The following is a 15,336-nucleotide window of genomic DNA, read 5'->3' as shown; positions in this document are numbered from 1 at the left end:
GCGGACCGTCCGCCCCTTCCGCGGATGCACGTTGATGCACAAAAAGTTTGCGTTGACAATGTTTGAGGGGTGAAATATGAATATGCATCGATCTGAGCGGGAGGGACGGCGATGGCGGAGCGCTCCTTTGCACGGGAGGTCCAGGACCTGAGGCTCGGCGCCGGGGAGGAGTTCCGCGGCGAAGGCATCCTCGCCATCACCAAGGCCCTGCTGGAGAACGGCGTCGGCTATGTCGCCGGCTACCAGGGCTCGCCCATCTCGCACCTGATGGACGTGCTGGCCGACGCGCAGGACATCCTGTCGGAGCTGGGGGTCCATTTCGAATCCAGCGCCAGCGAGGCGACCGCGGCGGCGACGCTGGCGGCCTCCGTCATGTATCCGATCCGCGGCGCGGTGACCTGGAAGTCGACGGTCGGCACCAACGTCGCCTCCGACGCGCTGGCCAACCTGGCCTCGGGCGGGGTGACCGGCGGCGCGCTGATCATCGTCGGCGAGGATTACGGCGAGGGCTCCTCCATCATGCAGGAGCGCAGCCACGCCTTCGCCATGAAGTCGCAGATGTGGCTGCTCGACCCGCGGCCGAACCTGCCCGCCATCGTCAAGGCGGTCGGCGACGGCTTCGAGCTGTCGGAGGCCTCCAACACGCCGGTCATGCTGGAGGTGCGCATCCGCTCCTGCCACATGCACGGCAGCTTCATCGCGCGCGACAACCGGCGCCCGGCCTTCACGCTGGCCCAGGCGCTGGAGAACCCGGTGCGCGACACCAACCGCATCGTGCTGCCCCCCGCCTCCTTCCTGCACGAGCAGGAGAAGGTCGCCAAGCGCTGGCCGGCCGCCGTCGAGTTCATCAAGGCGCGCAAGCTGAACGAGACCTTCGGCGACGGGCTGGCCGAGGTCGGGATCATCCTGCAGGGCGGCATGTACAACGGGGTGATCCGGGCGCTGACCGCGCTGGGCCTCGCCGACGTGTGGGGCAACACGCGGGTGCCGCTCTACTGCATGAACGTCACCTATCCGCTGGTGGACGAGGAGCTGGTCGCGTTCTGCCGCGGCAAGCGCGCCGTGCTGATGGTGGAGGAGGGGCAGCCCAACTACATCGAGCAGGCGCTGGCCGGCATCCTGCGCAAGGCCGACCTGCCGACCCGGCTGGAGGGCAAGGGCGTCTTTCCGGTGGCGGGGGAGCTGACCGCCACGGTGATGCTCGACGCCTTCGGCAAATTCTTCGAGATGCATGCGCAGGAGCTGCTGGGCAACCGCCCGCCGCTGCCCGACGCCCGCCCGGTCCTGGCCGACCCCAAGGTGAAGGCGCTGGCCGACGTGGTGCCGCCGCGCCCGGCCGGATTCTGCACCGGCTGCCCGGAGCGTCCGATCTTCGCCGCCATGAAGCTGGTGGAGAAGGAGCTGGGGCCGCACCACATCGCCGCCGACATCGGCTGCCACCTGTTCTCGATCCTGCCGCCCTTCAACCTGGGGGCGACGACCATGGGCTACGGCCTCGGCCCGGCCTCCGCCGCCGCCTTCAACGTGCCGGCGGGCAAGCGGTCCATCGCGGTGATGGGCGACGGCGGCTTCTGGCACAACGGCCTGTCGTCCGGCGTCGGCAACGCCGTCTTCAACAAGGCGGACGGCGTCATCCTGATCGTCGACAACCACTATTCGGCGGCCACTGGCGGGCAGGACATCCTGTCGTCCCGCGCGCAGAACAAGGCGCGCACCACCAACATGTCGATCGTCGACGCGGTGAAGGGCATCGGCGCCCGCTGGGTGCGCCAGATCGACCGCACCTACGACGTGGCGCGGCTGCGCGACACGCTGAAGGAGGCGCTGACCACGAAGGAGGGCGGGCCGAAGATCATCGTCGCCTCGTCCGAATGCATGCTGAACAAGCAGCGCCGCATCAAGCCGCTGACCGCGGCGGCGGTGAAGCGCGGGGAGCGGGTGGTGCGCGAGCGCTTCGGCGTCGACGAGGACGTCTGCACCGGCGACCACGCCTGCATCCGCCTGTCCGGCTGCCCCTCGCTGTCGGTGAAGCACAGCGACGACCCGCTGAAGGAGGACCCGGTGGCCGCCATCGACAATTCCTGCGTCGGCTGCGGCAACTGCGGCGAGGTGTCGGAGGCGGCGGTGCTCTGCCCCTCCTTCTACCGGGCGGACATCATCCAGAACCCGACGCGGCGCGACCGCTGGATGGCGCGGCTGCGCGGCACGGTGATCGGCTGGCTGCAGCGCCGCCACGACGCCCGCCGGCTGGCCTTCCCGGCCTGACCGGTCCCGAGAGGAGACGCCTCGATGAACGCCCCCTCACCGACCATCCGGTCGCCGAGCCGGCCGGGACCACGCCCCGGCTGCTGCTGGAGGACAAGCCGGTCTCCGTCGCCATCCTCGCCATGGGCGGGCAGGGCGGCGGCGTGCTGGCGGACTGGATCGTCGCGCTGGCCGAGGCCAACGGCCATGTCGCGCAGTCCACCTCGGTGCCCGGCGTCGCCCAGCGCACCGGCGCCACCATCTACTATGTCGAGATGATCCGTGCCCGGCCGGACGCGCGGCCGGTGCTGGCCCTGTCGCCGGTGCCGGGCGACGTCGACGTGGTGCTGGCCGCCGAATGGATGGAAGGCGGGCGCGCCATGCTGCGCGGCTTCGTCACGCCGGAGAAGACGACCTTCATCGCCTCCACCCACCGCTCCTTCGCCGTCGGCGAGAAGGAGAAGCCGGGCGACGGCATCGGCGACCCCGCGGTGGTGAGCGAGGCGACCGGGGTGGCGGCCAGGCGCACCATCGCCTTCGACATGGCGACGCTAGCGGAGAAGAACGGCTCCGTCATCTCGGCGGCGATGTTCGGGGCGCTGGCCGGCAGCGGCGCCCTGCCGTTCCCGCGCGAGGCCTTCGAGCAGGCGATCCGCGCCGGCGGCGTCGGGGTGGAGGCGAGCCTGCGCGCCTTCGCCGCCGGCTTCGGCCGGGCCGCCGACACGCGCAGCGCGCCGGAACAGCCGCTGCGCACCCCGCCCAAGCGCATCCCCGACCTGCCGCCCCAGACCGGCCATGCCGAGCTCGACCGGCTGCTGGGCCGCATCCGCAGCGAGTTTCCCGGCGAGACGCACGGCATGATCTATGCCGGGGTGCAGCGGCTGGTGGAGTGGCAGGACGCCGCCTATGCCCACGGCTATCTCGACCGCCTGAAGGACTTCCTGCCGTTCGACCGGCCGGGCTTCGCGCTGACCGTCGAGGCGGCGCGGCAGCTCGCGGTGGCGCTGGCCTATGACGACGTGTTCCGCGTCGCCGACCTGAAGATCCGCGCCAGCCGCTTCGACCGCGTGCGGCGGGAGGTGGCGGCCAGGCCGGACCAGATCGTCTACACCACCGAGTTCATGCACCCGCGCATGGAGGAGGTCTGCGGCTCGCTTCCGGCGCGGCTGGGGGCGGCGATCGAAGCGCGGCCGGGACTCCACAAGGCGCTCGACCGGCTGGTGAACCGCGGGCGGCGGGTGCGCACCGGCACCGTCGGCTGGTTCCTGCCGCTCTATCTGCTGGCCGGGCTGAAGCGCTTCCGGCCGTCCTCGCTGCGGCACGGGCGCGAGATGGCGCATGTCGACGCCTGGATGACGCTGGCGCTCGGCCATGCCGCCGCCGACCGCGCCCTGGCGATCGAGATCCTGAAATGCCGCCGGCTGGTGAAGGGCTATTCCGACACCCATTCGCGCGGCACCTCCAAGTTCGACCGGGTGATGGGCGCCGTGCCGAAGCTGGCCGGGCGCGAGGATGCCGCCGACTGGGTACGGCGCCTGCGCGACGTCGCCCTGATCGACGAGACGGGCGACCGGCTGCACGGCGCCCTGAAGACCATCGACAGCATGCTGACGGACGGAGCCGCCTGATGGACAGCCTCGACCTCGTGGTGACGGAGATCCGCGGCGAGACCCCGCTGGTCCGGGCGATCCGGCTGGCCCGCCCGCATGGCGAGCCGCTGCCGAGCTGGGAGCCGGGCGCCCATGTCAAGGTGCGCCTGCCGGGCGGCGACGACCGCTCCTACAGCCTGATCAACCCGCGGCCGGAGCCCGGCGCCACCACCCGGCCGGACAGCTATCTGCTGGGCGTGCGGCTGGAGGAGAAGAGCACCGGCGGCTCGGCCTACATGCATGGGCTGGCGGTGGGCGACCGGGTGACCGTCTCGCCGCCGGCCAACAACTTCCCGCTGGAACCGGCGGATGCCCCGGTGGTGCTGGTGGCCGGCGGCATCGGGGTGACGCCGATCCTGTCCATGGCTGCGTGGCTGCGGGCCTCCCGCCATCCCTTCCGCTTCCATTACGCCGGGCGCAGCCGCGGCCAGCTCGCCTTCCTGGCGGAGTGCGAGGCGGCGGCGGGCGGGGCGCTGGCGGTCCATGCCGACGACGAGGCCGGGCGGGTCTTCGACCTGCCGGGCCTGATGGCCGGGCTGACGGCGGGCGAGCCGCTCTATGTCTGCGGGCCGCTCGCCATGATCGAGGCGGCGCGCGGGGCGGCCGGCCGGCTGGGCTGGAGCGAGGGGCGGCTGCGCTTCGAGATCTTCGCCGCGGCGGCGCCGCAGGAGGGCGACCAGTCCTTCGAGGTGGTGCTGGAGAGCAGCGGCCGCAGCTTCGTCGTGCCGCCGGACAAGACCATCCTGGAGGTGCTGATCGAGGCCGGGATGGACCCGATGTACGACTGCAAGCGCGGCGACTGCGGCATCTGCCAGGTCAGCGTGCTGGACGGCGTTCCCGACCACCGCGACTACCTGCTGACCGAGCGGGAGAAGGCGTCCAACACGGTGATGCAGATCTGCGTGTCGCGCTCGAAGACGCCGCGGCTGGTGCTGGATTTGTAAGGGAAGGGACCGTCCCCGCCGCTCCGCCGGCGAGGGGACACGACACGCGCGGCGCACCGTCCGATCAAGGGAGGACACACTCCATGGGCAAATACAGAGGAAACGTCGACGCCATCCGCGGGCTGGTGCGCGAGACCGAGGTCCACCGGGATCTCTACACCGATCCCGAGGTCTTCGAGCTGGAGATGGAGCAGCTCTTCGCCAACGCCTGGGTCTATGTCGGCCACGACAGCCAGGTGCCGAACCCCGGCGATTTCTTCACGACGACCATCGGCAGGCAGCCGGTGGTGATGGTCCGCCACAGCGACGGCAGCGTCCGCGTCCTCTACAACCGCTGCCCGCACAAGGGCGTCAAGGTGGCGGGCGAGCCCTGCGGCAATACCGGCAAGTTCTTCCGCTGCCCCTACCATGCCTGGTCCTTCAGGACCGACGGCAGCCTGCTGTCGATCCCGCTGAAGAAGGGCTACGAGAACACCGGCTTCGAGGACAGCCACGCCGCCAAGGGCATGACCGCGGTCGGCAACGTGCGGAACTATCGCGGCTTCGTCTTCGCCCGGCTGGCCGCGAGCGGCGAGGCGTTCGAGACCTATTTCGGGCAGAGCCTGTCGAGCCTCGACAACATGATCGACCGCTCGCCGGCCGGGCGGCTGGAGGTGGCGGGCGGCGTGCTGCGCTACATGCACAACTGCAACTGGAAGATGCTGGTCGAGAACCAGACCGACACCTGCCACCCGATGGTCGCGCATGAAAGCTCGGCCGGGACGGCGGTGTCGGTGTGGAACGCCGCCCCGCCCGGCACGCCCAAGCCGATGGCGGTGGAGATCTTCGCGCCCTTCGTCAGCCCCTACGAGTTCTTCGAGAACATGAAGATCCGGGTGTGGGAGAACGGACACGGCCATACCGGCGTCAGCCACTCCATCCACTCCGACTATTCGGCGGTGCCGGGATACTTCGAGAAGATGAGTGCGGCCTACGGCGAGGAGCGCGCCAAGGCGATCATGGACGAGGCGCGGCACAACACCGTCTATTTCCCCAACATCATGATCAAGGGGCCGATCCAGCTCCTGCGCGTGTTCCGCCCGATCGCCGCCGACCGCACGCTGGTCGAGAGCTGGACCTTCCGGCTGGTCGACGCGCCCGACCTGCTGCTGGAACGCACGCTGATGTACAACCGCCTGGTCAATGCCCCGACCTCGGTGGTCGGCCACGACGACCTGGAGATGTACGAGCGCGCCCAGGAGGCGCTGGCCAGCGACGGCAATCCCTGGGTCAACGTCCAGCGCCTCTACGATCCCGGCGAACGGGTGGAGGGGGAGGCCGTCACCAACGGCACCAACGAGTGGCAGATGCGCAACCAGTTCCGCGCCTGGGTCAAGTACATGACCGCCGGGATGTGAGGGGCAGACCATGACCGACATGACGACTCCGATCTCCGCGGCTTCGATCACCGGGAGTCCGACCGACGCGCAGCTCGTCGAGTTCGTGACGCGCGAGGCGCGGCTGCTCGACCAGCAGCGCCATGAGGAGTGGCTGGAGCTGTTCACCCCCGACGGCCATTACTGGGTGCCGCTGGAGCATGGGCAGACCGACCCGCGCCTGACCTGCTCGCTGATGTACGAGGACCTGCTGCTGCTGAAGGTCCGGGTGGAGCGGCTGAAGGGCCGGCGCACCTTCTCGCAGCAGCCGCAGAGCCGCTGCCATCATCTGCTGCAGACGCCGATGGTCGACGTCCGCGACGAGGGGGCCAACCGCTACGTCACCTGGACGCCGATGCACTATGTCGAGGCGCGGCGGGACGAGCAGACGCTCTACGCCGCCTGGGCGACGCACCACCTGACGGTCGTGGACGGCCGGCTGCGGATGACGCTGAAGCGCGTCGATCTGGTGAACTGCGACGCCGCCTTCGGCAACATCCAGCTTTTCCCGTGAGGCCGGCGATGCTCGACCATGCCACCGTCGCCAACGCCTTCGGCCACGCGGCGGCCACCTGGCCCGACCGGCCCTTCCTGGCCGTCCTGCCGGAAACCGCCGGCATCTACGGCATCGAGGCGGGGGAAATCTCCTACGCCGCCGCCGCCGCTCTCGTGGAGCGCAGCGCCGCGGCCTGGAGCGCCGCCGGCTACGGCCATGGGCACCGCGTCGGGCTGCTGCTGGAGAACCGGCCGGCCTTCTTCCTGACCTGGTTCGCGCTGAACCGGCTCGGCATCTCGGTGGTGCCGATCAACCCTGACATGCGCTCGGCCGAGCTGGAATATCTGATCGGCCATTCGGAGCTGGTGGCGGCGGTGGCGATCCCGTCGCGCCGGCAGGACATCCTCGCCGCCGCCGCCGCGGTGGCCCGCGTGGTGGCGGTGGTGGAGCCGGGCGAGGCGCCGCCCCCGGCGCCGAGCGCGCCGCCGCGGGGCGGGGTGCCGGACATCGACAGCGAATGCGCGCTGCTCTACACCTCGGGCACCACCGGGCGGCCGAAGGGCTGCGTCCTGCCCAACGAGTATTTCCTGGAGGCCGGGCGCTGGTACAGCGGGACCGGCGGGCTGATCGCCATGCGGCCGGGCGCCGAGCGGATGCTGACCCCGCTGCCGGTCTTCCACATGAACGCGATGGCCTACAGCGCCATGGCGATGGTCGCCACCGGCGGCTGCCTGATCGCGGTGGACCGCTTCCATCCGCGGAGCTGGTGGGACAGCGTGCGGCAGTCGGGCGCCACCATCGTCCATTATCTCGGCGTCATGCCCTCCATGCTGATCGGCCTGCCGGAGGACCCGCGCGACCGCGACCATGCGGTGCGCTTCGGCTTCGGCGCCGGGGTGCCGCGCGAGCTGCAGGCGCCCTTCGAGGCGCGCTTCGGCTTCCCGCTGATCGAGGCCTGGGCGATGACCGAGACGGGGGCCGGCGCGGTGATCGCCGCCGGCGAGGAGCCGCGCCATGTCGGGTCGAACTGCTTCGGCCGCGTCCACCCCTCCATCGAGGTGCGGGTGGTGGCGGAGGGCGGCGGGGAGGCCGGGGCGGACGAGCCGGGCGAGCTGCTGGTCCGCCGGGCCGGCGACAGCCCGCGCTTCGGCTTCTTCCGCGAATATCTGAAGGATGCCGAGGCGACGGCCGAGGCCTGGGCCGGCGGCTGGTTCCACACCGGCGACGTGGTGCGGCGGGGGCCGGACGGCTCCTTCCACTTCGTCGACCGCAAGAAGAACGTGATCCGCCGGTCCGGCGAGAACATCTCGGCGGTGGAGGTGGAGGGGGTGCTGCTGCGCCATCCCGCGGTGAAGGCGGTGGCGGTGGCGGCGGCGCCCGACGCGGTGCGCGGCGACGAGGTGCTGGCCTGCGTGGTGACGAAGGAGCCGGCGGGGGAGGGCGAGCGGGAGGCGCTGGCCGCCGGTCTGGTGTCGCACTGCCTGTCGCGGCTCGCCTACTACAAGGCGCCGGGCTGGGTCGCCTTCGTGGAGGAGCTGCCGCTGACCTCGACCCAGAAGATCCAGCGCGGCCAGTTGAAGGAGCTGGTGGCCCGCATCGTCGCGGCGGGGACCGCCATCGACACGCGGGCGATGAAGAAGCGGGGCTGAGGCCCCCTCTCTCCCCCTCGGGGGGAGGGTGACCGCACAGCCTCGGGAGATGTCCAATGAGCAGTGTTCCCGTCGCCCTCGTCACCGGTGGCAGCACCGGCATCGGCGAGGGGATCGTCCGCCGGATGCTGGCGGACGGCTACCGGGTGGTGTCGCTGGCGCGGCGCAGCCCGTCCTGGAGCCACGAGCGGCTGGAGGCGCTGGAGGTCGACCTGCTCGACGCCGCCGCCACCGCCGAGGCGGCGGCCGAGGTGACGCGGCGCCATGCCGTCAGCCACATCGTCCACAATGCCGGCGTCATCTGGCCGAAGCTGGTCGAGGAGGTGGCGCAGGACGACCTGCACGGCCTGACGCAGCTCCACCTCGGCGCGCCGCTGATCCTGCTGCAGGCCGCCCTGCCGGCGATGAAGGCGGCGGGCTTCGGGCGCGTCGTCCTGATGTCGTCGCGCGCGGCGCTGGGCCTGCAGACCCGCACCGCCTACTCGGCGACCAAGGCCGGCATGATCGGCATGGCGCGCACCTGGGCGCTGGAGCTGGGGCCGCACGGCATCACCGTCAACGTGGTGGCGCCCGGCCCGATCCAGGACACCGCCATGTTCCAGGACGTCATCACCCCCGGCAGCGCGCGCGAGACGGCGCTGGCCGCCAGCATCCCGGTGAAGCGGCTGGGCCGGACGGAGGACGTGGCGAACGCCGTGGCCTTCTTCGCCGCCCGCGAGGCCGGATTCGTGACCGGGCAGGTCCTCTATGTCTGCGGCGGCGCCAGCGTCGGATCCGTGACGATCTGAGGCACGAGCCGAGGAGGCCGCGGTGTGGGGCGACGGCTGGGCAAGGGGTCTCGGTGGTCCCGGCACGGTCGTTGACAGGGACCTTTGACGCCTCTATATTTGAATTGTCAAACATTGACAGGGCGACCGGTCCGGAGGATGCGGACGGCGCCCGACCAGGGAGGGGACTCCATGCGCATCGTCTGCATCGGCGGCGGCCCGGCGGGGCTCTACTTCGCACTCCTGATGAAGAAGCTGCACCCGGCGCATTCCGTGACGGTGGTGGAGCGCAACCGCCCCTACGACACCTTCGGGTGGGGCGTCGTCTTCTCCGACGCCACCATGGAGGCGATGCGCCGCTGGGACGCCGAGACGGCGGCGGAGATCGAGCAGGCCTTCAACCACTGGGACGACATCGAGCTGCTGATCAAGGGCCGGCGCCTGCGCACCACCGGCCACGGCTTCGTCGGGATCGGCCGCAAGCGGCTGCTGAACATCCTGCAGGCCCGCTGCGAGGCGCTGGGGGTCGAGCTGGTGTTCGAACGCGAGGTCGAGTCCGACCTGGAGTTCCCCGACGCCGACCTGATCATCGCGTCGGACGGCGTGTGGTCGCAGATCCGCAAGCGCTACGAGGACGTCTTCCAGCCCGACCTGCTGCTGCGGCCGAACCGCTACATCTGGCTCGGCACCCACAAGCAGTACGACGCCTTCACCTTCGATTTCCGCAAGACCGAGCACGGCTGGTTCCAGGCGCACATCTACAAGTTCGACGCCGAGACCTCGACCTTCATCGTCGAGACGACGGAGGAGGCCTACGAGGCCCACAAGCTGGGCGAGATGGACCAGCAGCAGTCGATCGACTTCTGCGAGACGCTGTTCGCCGAGGTGCTGGACGGCGCCAGGCTGATGACCAACGCGCGGCACCTGCGCGGGTCGGCCTGGCTGAACTTCTACCGGCTGATCTGCGGCAAGTGGAGCCACTTCAACGGCAACAGCCATGTCGTGCTGATGGGCGACGCCGCCCACACCGCGCATTTCGCCATCGGGTCGGGCACCAAGCTCGCCATCGACGACGCCATCGAGCTGACCAACCAGTTCCAGATCCTTGGCCACGACGCGGCGCGCATCCCCGAGGTGCTGGAGGCCTATGAGGAGGTGCGGCGGGTCGACGTGGCGCGCATCCAGAACGCCGCGCGCAACGCCATGGAGTGGTTCGAGGTGGTCGGCGACCGCTATGCCGACACGCTGGAGCCCGAGCAGTTCATGTACTCCATGCTCACCCGCTCGCAGCGCATCAGCCACGAGAATCTGCGGCTGCGCGACAAGGACTGGCTGGAGGGGTACGAGCGCTGGTTCGCCCGGCGCAGCGGCCTGACGGTGGCCGAGGGCGAGCGGGCGCTGCCGCCGATGTTCACCCCCTACAGCATCCGCGGCGTCACGCTGCCCAACCGCATCGTTGTGTCGCCGATGGCGATGTACTCGGCGACGGACGGGGTGGCCGGCGACTTCCATCTGGTGCATCTCGGTGCCCGCGCCATGGGCGGGGCGGGGCTGGTGTTCGGCGAGATGACCTGCGTGTCGCCCGACGCCCGCATCACCCCCGGCTGCCTCGGCCTGTGGAACGGGGAGCAACGGGACGGCTGGAGGCGCATGGTGGCGTTCATCCACGCCAACAGCGACGCCAAGGTCGGCATCCAGCTCGGCCATGCCGGGCGCAAGGGGGCGACGAAGCTGGCCTGGGAGGGCATCGACCAGCCGCTGGAGGAGGGGGGCTGGCCGCTGATCTCCGCCTCCGCCCTGCCGTACCTGCCGCACTCGCAGGTGCCGCGGGCGATGGACCGGGCCGACATGGACCGGGTGCGCGACGACTTCGTCCGCTCCGCCAAACTCGCCGCGGAGACCGGGGCGGACTGGCTGGAGCTGCACTGCGCCCACGGCTATCTGCTGTCGAGCTTCCTGTCGCCGCTGACCAACCGGCGCGAGGACGAGTATGGCGGGTCGCACGAAAACCGCGCCCGCTTCCCGCTGGAGGTGTTCCATGCCATCCGCGCGGTGTGGCCGCAGGACAAGCCCATCTCGGTCCGCCTGTCCTGCCACGACTGGGTCGAGGGCGGCAACACGCCGGACGACGCGGCGATCTTCGCCCGCATGTTCAAGGAGGCTGGGGCCGACATGATCGACTGTTCCTCCGGACAGGTGTCGAAGGAGGAGAAGCCGGTCTACGGCCGGCTGTTCCAGACCCCCTTCTCCGACAAGATCCGCAACGAGGTGGGCATCCCGACCATCGCGGTCGGCGCCATTTCGGAGGCCGACCACGCCAATTCGGTCATCGCCGCCGGCCGCGCCGACCTCTGCGCCGTCGCCCGCCCGCATCTGGCCGACCCGGCCTGGGCGCTGCACGAGGCGGCGAAGATCGGCCTGACGGAGATCGCGTGGCCCAGGCAGTACCGCTCCGGCAAGATGCAGTACGAGACCAACCTCGCCCGTGCCGCGGCGCTGGCCGGAGGGCCGGCCAAGTGAGCGGCCGGCTGGAAGGGCGCCATGCGCTGGTGACCGGGGCCGGCAGCGGCATCGGCGCGGCCATCGCGCTGGCGCTCGCCGGGGCCGGCGCCCGCGTCACGCTCGCCGGGCGCCGCCGGGACCCGCTGGAGGCGGTGGCCGGGCGCATCGCGCAGGCTTGCGGCACGGGACGGGCGCAGGTGGCCGACGGCTTCGACGTGACCGATCCCGCGGCCATCGCCCGCGGGCTGGAGACCGCCCGCGCCGGCTTCGGCCCGGTCGCCCTGCTGGTCAACAATGCCGGCGAGGCGCCGAGCGCCCCCTTCGAGAAGACCAGCCTCGCCATGTGGTCGCAGGTGATGGCGGTCGATCTGACCGGCGTCTTCCAGGTGACGCAGGCGGTCCTGCCGGACCTGAAGGCGACGGGGGAGGGCGCGCGCATCGTCAACGTCGCCTCCACCGCCGGGCTGACCGGCTACGCCTATGTCGCCGCCTATTGCGCGGCCAAGCACGGGGTGGTTGGGCTGACCCGCGCGCTGGCGCTGGAGCTGGCGCGGACCGGCATCACGGTCAATGCCGTCTGCCCCGGCTTCACCGACACGCCGCTGCTGCAGGCGGCGGTGCGCACCATCACTGAGAAGACCGGGCGCAGTGCGGAGCAGGCGGTCGCCGAGCTTGCCGGGGCCAACCCGCAGGGACGCCTCGTCAGGCCGGAGGAGGTGGCGGACGCCGTGCTGTGGCTCGCCTCGCCGGGCGCGCAGTCGATCAACGGGCAGGCCATCGCGGTCGCCGGCGGCGAAGTGCTGGCGGGCTGACAAGAAGAACCAGGAGGACTCGCGGCATGAACAAGCGGCCGTTCAAGGACTATCAGGCCCGGCATTTCCGCTATGAGGCGAGCGGGGACGGGCGCGTCGCGACCATCCGGCTGAACCGGCCGGACCGCAAGAATCCGCTGACCTTCGACAGCTACGCGGAGCTGCGCGACCTGTTCCGCGACCTGACCCATGCGTCGGACGTCCGCGCCGTCGTGCTGACCGGCGAGGGCGGCAACTTCTGCTCCGGCGGCGACGTGTTCGAGATCATCGAGCCGCTGACCAAGATGGCGATGCCGGAGCTGCTGGCCTTCACCCGCATGACCGGCGACGTGGTCAAGGCGATGCGCCGCTGCCCGCAGCCGGTCGTCGCGGCGGTGGACGGCGTCTGCGCCGGGGCCGGGGCCATCCTCGCCATGGCGTCCGATCTCCGCCTCGCCACGCCGGCCGCCAAGACCGCCTTCCTCTTCACCCGCGTCGGGCTGGCCGGTGCCGACATGGGCGCCTGCGGGATCCTGCCGCGCATCATCGGCCAGGGCCGCGCCGCCGAGCTGCTGTTCACCGGCCGCGCCATGAGCGCCGAGGAGGGGCAGTCCTGGGGCTTCTACAACCGCCTCGTCGCGGCGGACAGCCTGGAGGAGGAGGCGACGGCGCTCGCCCGCTCGCTCGCCGACGGGCCGTGGTTCGCCCATGGCATGACCAAGACCATGCTGAACCAGGAATGGGCGATGGGGCTGGAGGAGCTGATCGAATCCGAGGCGCAGGCCCAGGCGATCTGCATGGCGACCAGGGATTTCCAGCGCGCCTTCGAGGCCTTCGCCGCCAAGGCGAAGCCGCAGTTCAAGGGGGATTGAGGCGATGCACGGTCCCACCCCCCTCGCCGGGCCGACGCGCGAGCATCTGCACTGGCCCTTCTTCGCCGCCGGCCATCACGGCTATGCCGGGCGGCTGGACGCCTTCGCCGCCTCTCCCGCCATGGCGGGGATCGACCATGGCGACGTGGACGGCGCCTGCCGGCGCCTGGTGCGGGCGCTCGGCGAGGCCGGGCTGCTGGAGGCCTGCGTCGCCGGCGCCGCGGCCGATGCACCGCCCATCGACTCCCGCATGGTCTGCCTCGCCCGCGAGACGCTGGCGTGGCACGACGGCATCGCCGACTTCGCCTTCGCCATGCAGGGGCTGGGCACCGGGGCCATCGGCCTGTCCGCCTCGCCGGAGCTGAAGGCGGCCGTGCTGCCCCGGGTGCGCGCCGGCGAGTGGCTCGCCGCCTTCGCCCTGTCGGAGACGGAGGCCGGATCGGACGTCGCGGCGATGTCCTGCGCGGCGCGGGCCTCCGGCGACTCCTACGTGCTGGACGGCGAGAAGACCTGGATCTCCAACGGCGGCATCGCCGACGTCTACACCGTCTTCGCCCGCACCGGCGAGGCGCCGGGAACCCGCGGCATCTCCGCCTTCGTCGTCCTCGCCGACGATCCGGGCTTCTCCATCGCCGAGCGGATCGACGTGATGGCGCCGCACCCGCTGGCGACCATCCGCTTCGAGAACTGCCGCATTCCGGCGGCGCGCCGGCTGGGCGTGCCGGGCGAGGGCTTCAAGATCGCCATGCGGACGCTCGACATCTTCCGCGCGTCGGTCGCCGCCGCGGCGCTGGGCTTCGCCCGCCGCGCGCTGGACGAGGCGGCGGCCCATGCCAAGTCCCGGCCGATGTTCGGCGCCACGCTCGCCGACCTGCAGCTGACCCAGGCGGCGCTGGGCGACATGGCGACGGGGATCGACGCGGCGGCGCTGCTGACCTACCGGGCGGCGTGGCGGCGCGACGTGCAGCGCCAGCCGACCACCAAGGAGGCGGCGATGGCCAAGATGACGGCGACCGAGACGGCGCAGACCGTGATCGACCGCGCGGTGCAGATGTTCGGCGGGCGCGGCGTGCGCTGCGGCGAGATCGTCGAGCGGCTCTACCGCGAGATCCGCGCGCTGCGCATCTACGAGGGCGCCACCGAGGTGCAGAAGCTGATCGTCGCCCGCGAGCTGCTGAAGGGAGCCTGACCCATGCCGGCATTCGTGACCCAGCGGGCCGTCCGCTTCTCGGACTGCGACCCGGCCGGGATCGTCTACTTCCCGCGCTGTTTCGACCTGATGAACGGCGTGGTGGAGGACTGGTGGACGGCGATGGGCTTCCCGTGGCGGACCACCATTCCCGAGCGGCGGCTCGGCCTGCCGACCGCCGTCATGACGACCGAGTTCCTCGCCCCGTCCTTCCTGGGCGACCCGCTGACCTGCAGCCTGACGGTGGTGCGGATCGGCGGCGCCTCCCTCGACCTCCGGCACGAGGTGCGCTCGGACGGGCAGCTCCGCTTCCGGGCGGCGCAGACGGTGGTCTGCACCTCGCTCGACACCCACAAATCACAGCCCTGGCCGGAGGACGTCCGGTCCGCCTTCGCGGCCTATCTGGAGAGCCCCCATGCACACGATCCTTCAGCCTGACGACTGGGTGAAGCCGGTCGGCTACGCCAACGGCGTCGCCGCCAGCGGCCGGATGGTCTTCGTGGCCGGCCAGATCGGCTGGAACCGTCATTCCGAGTTCGAGACCGACGATCTCGTCGGGCAGGTCCGCCAGACCCTGCAGAACGTCGTCGCCGTGCTGGCCGAGGCCGGCGCCGGTCCCGAGCACATCACGACCATGACCTGGTACTTCACGAACAAGCGCGAGTATCTCGACAATCTGCGCGAGATCGGCGGGGTGTACCGCGAGGTGCTCGGCCGCAACTTCCCGGCCATGGCGGCGGTCGAGGTCTCCGCCCTGATGGAGGACCGCGCCAAGGTGGAGATCCAGGCGATCGCGGTGGTGCCGGAGTAAGGGGCTC

13 protein-coding genes are annotated in these 15,336 nt (G+C 71.1%); all 13 read left to right on the top strand.

All coding sequences use genetic code 11. The features are described from left to right. The first annotated feature begins 111 nt into the window (after positions 1–111). The 13 genes from DEW08_RS29465 to DEW08_RS29405 all read left to right on the top strand — a co-directional run bounded on the left by DEW08_RS29465 (position 112) and on the right by DEW08_RS29405 (position 15,329). Positions 112–2,265: a ferredoxin family protein gene (locus DEW08_RS29465; RefSeq protein ID WP_109334094.1), complete on the top strand. Its 2,154-nt coding sequence runs from the start codon at positions 112–114 to the stop codon at positions 2,263–2,265. A gap of 80 nt (positions 2,266–2,345) precedes the next feature. Further along, positions 2,346–3,872, top strand: a complete 1,527-nt coding sequence (locus DEW08_RS29460; RefSeq protein WP_281262085.1) for an indolepyruvate oxidoreductase subunit beta family protein — start codon at positions 2,346–2,348, stop codon at positions 3,870–3,872. Next, positions 3,872–4,837 (top strand): PDR/VanB family oxidoreductase, encoded by a 966-nt coding sequence (locus DEW08_RS29455; protein ID WP_109334090.1) that lies wholly within the window; start codon positions 3,872–3,874, stop codon positions 4,835–4,837. Before DEW08_RS29460 ends, DEW08_RS29455 begins: the two co-directional genes overlap by 1 nt. An 83-nt stretch (positions 4,838–4,920) precedes the next feature. Continuing rightward, positions 4,921–6,234: an aromatic ring-hydroxylating dioxygenase subunit alpha gene (locus tag DEW08_RS29450; RefSeq protein WP_109334088.1), complete on the top strand. Its 1,314-nt coding sequence runs from the start codon at positions 4,921–4,923 to the stop codon at positions 6,232–6,234. 10 nt (positions 6,235–6,244) lie between these two features. Next, entirely contained in the window at positions 6,245–6,766 is a 522-nt protein-coding gene (locus tag DEW08_RS29445; RefSeq protein WP_425429148.1) for an aromatic-ring-hydroxylating dioxygenase subunit beta, read from the top strand. Between the two features lie 8 nt (positions 6,767–6,774). Next, positions 6,775–8,397 (top strand): AMP-binding protein, encoded by a 1,623-nt coding sequence (locus DEW08_RS29440; protein ID WP_109334086.1) that lies wholly within the window; start codon positions 6,775–6,777, stop codon positions 8,395–8,397. A gap of 56 nt (positions 8,398–8,453) precedes the next feature. Further along, positions 8,454–9,185, top strand: coding sequence for an SDR family NAD(P)-dependent oxidoreductase (locus DEW08_RS29435; protein ID WP_109334084.1), 732 nt, complete (start codon positions 8,454–8,456; stop codon positions 9,183–9,185). Between the two features lie 171 nt (positions 9,186–9,356). Further along, on the top strand, positions 9,357–11,684 hold the full coding sequence (locus DEW08_RS29430) for a bifunctional salicylyl-CoA 5-hydroxylase/oxidoreductase (RefSeq protein WP_109334082.1): 2,328 nt from the start codon (positions 9,357–9,359) through the stop codon (positions 11,682–11,684). Further along, positions 11,681–12,478 (top strand): SDR family NAD(P)-dependent oxidoreductase, encoded by a 798-nt coding sequence (locus DEW08_RS29425; RefSeq protein WP_245987080.1) that lies wholly within the window; start codon positions 11,681–11,683, stop codon positions 12,476–12,478. Before DEW08_RS29430 ends, DEW08_RS29425 begins: the two co-directional genes overlap by 4 nt. 26 nt (positions 12,479–12,504) lie before the next feature. Then, positions 12,505–13,329 carry an enoyl-CoA hydratase family protein gene (locus tag DEW08_RS29420; RefSeq protein WP_109334080.1) on the top strand — a complete coding sequence of 275 codons (825 nt, stop codon included), beginning with the start codon at positions 12,505–12,507 and terminating at the stop codon, positions 13,327–13,329. Positions 13,330–13,333: 4 nt separating this feature from the next. Next, positions 13,334–14,518 carry an acyl-CoA dehydrogenase family protein gene (locus DEW08_RS29415; RefSeq protein ID WP_109334078.1) on the top strand — a complete coding sequence of 395 codons (1,185 nt, stop codon included), beginning with the start codon at positions 13,334–13,336 and terminating at the stop codon, positions 14,516–14,518. Positions 14,519–14,521: 3 nt separating this feature from the next. Continuing rightward, positions 14,522–14,956, top strand: a complete 435-nt coding sequence (locus DEW08_RS29410; protein WP_109334076.1) for an acyl-CoA thioesterase — start codon at positions 14,522–14,524, stop codon at positions 14,954–14,956. After that, entirely contained in the window at positions 14,934–15,329 is a 396-nt protein-coding gene (locus tag DEW08_RS29405) for a RidA family protein (RefSeq protein ID WP_109334074.1), read from the top strand. The genes DEW08_RS29410 and DEW08_RS29405 overlap by 23 nt, the downstream gene beginning before the upstream one ends. Positions 15,330–15,336 lie beyond the last annotated feature (7 nt).

This window comes from Azospirillum thermophilum (assembly GCF_003130795.1).
In the GTDB taxonomy this organism is placed as follows: domain Bacteria; phylum Pseudomonadota; class Alphaproteobacteria; order Azospirillales; family Azospirillaceae; genus Azospirillum; species Azospirillum thermophilum.
This window is presented reverse-complemented; position numbering and strand designations above follow the sequence as displayed.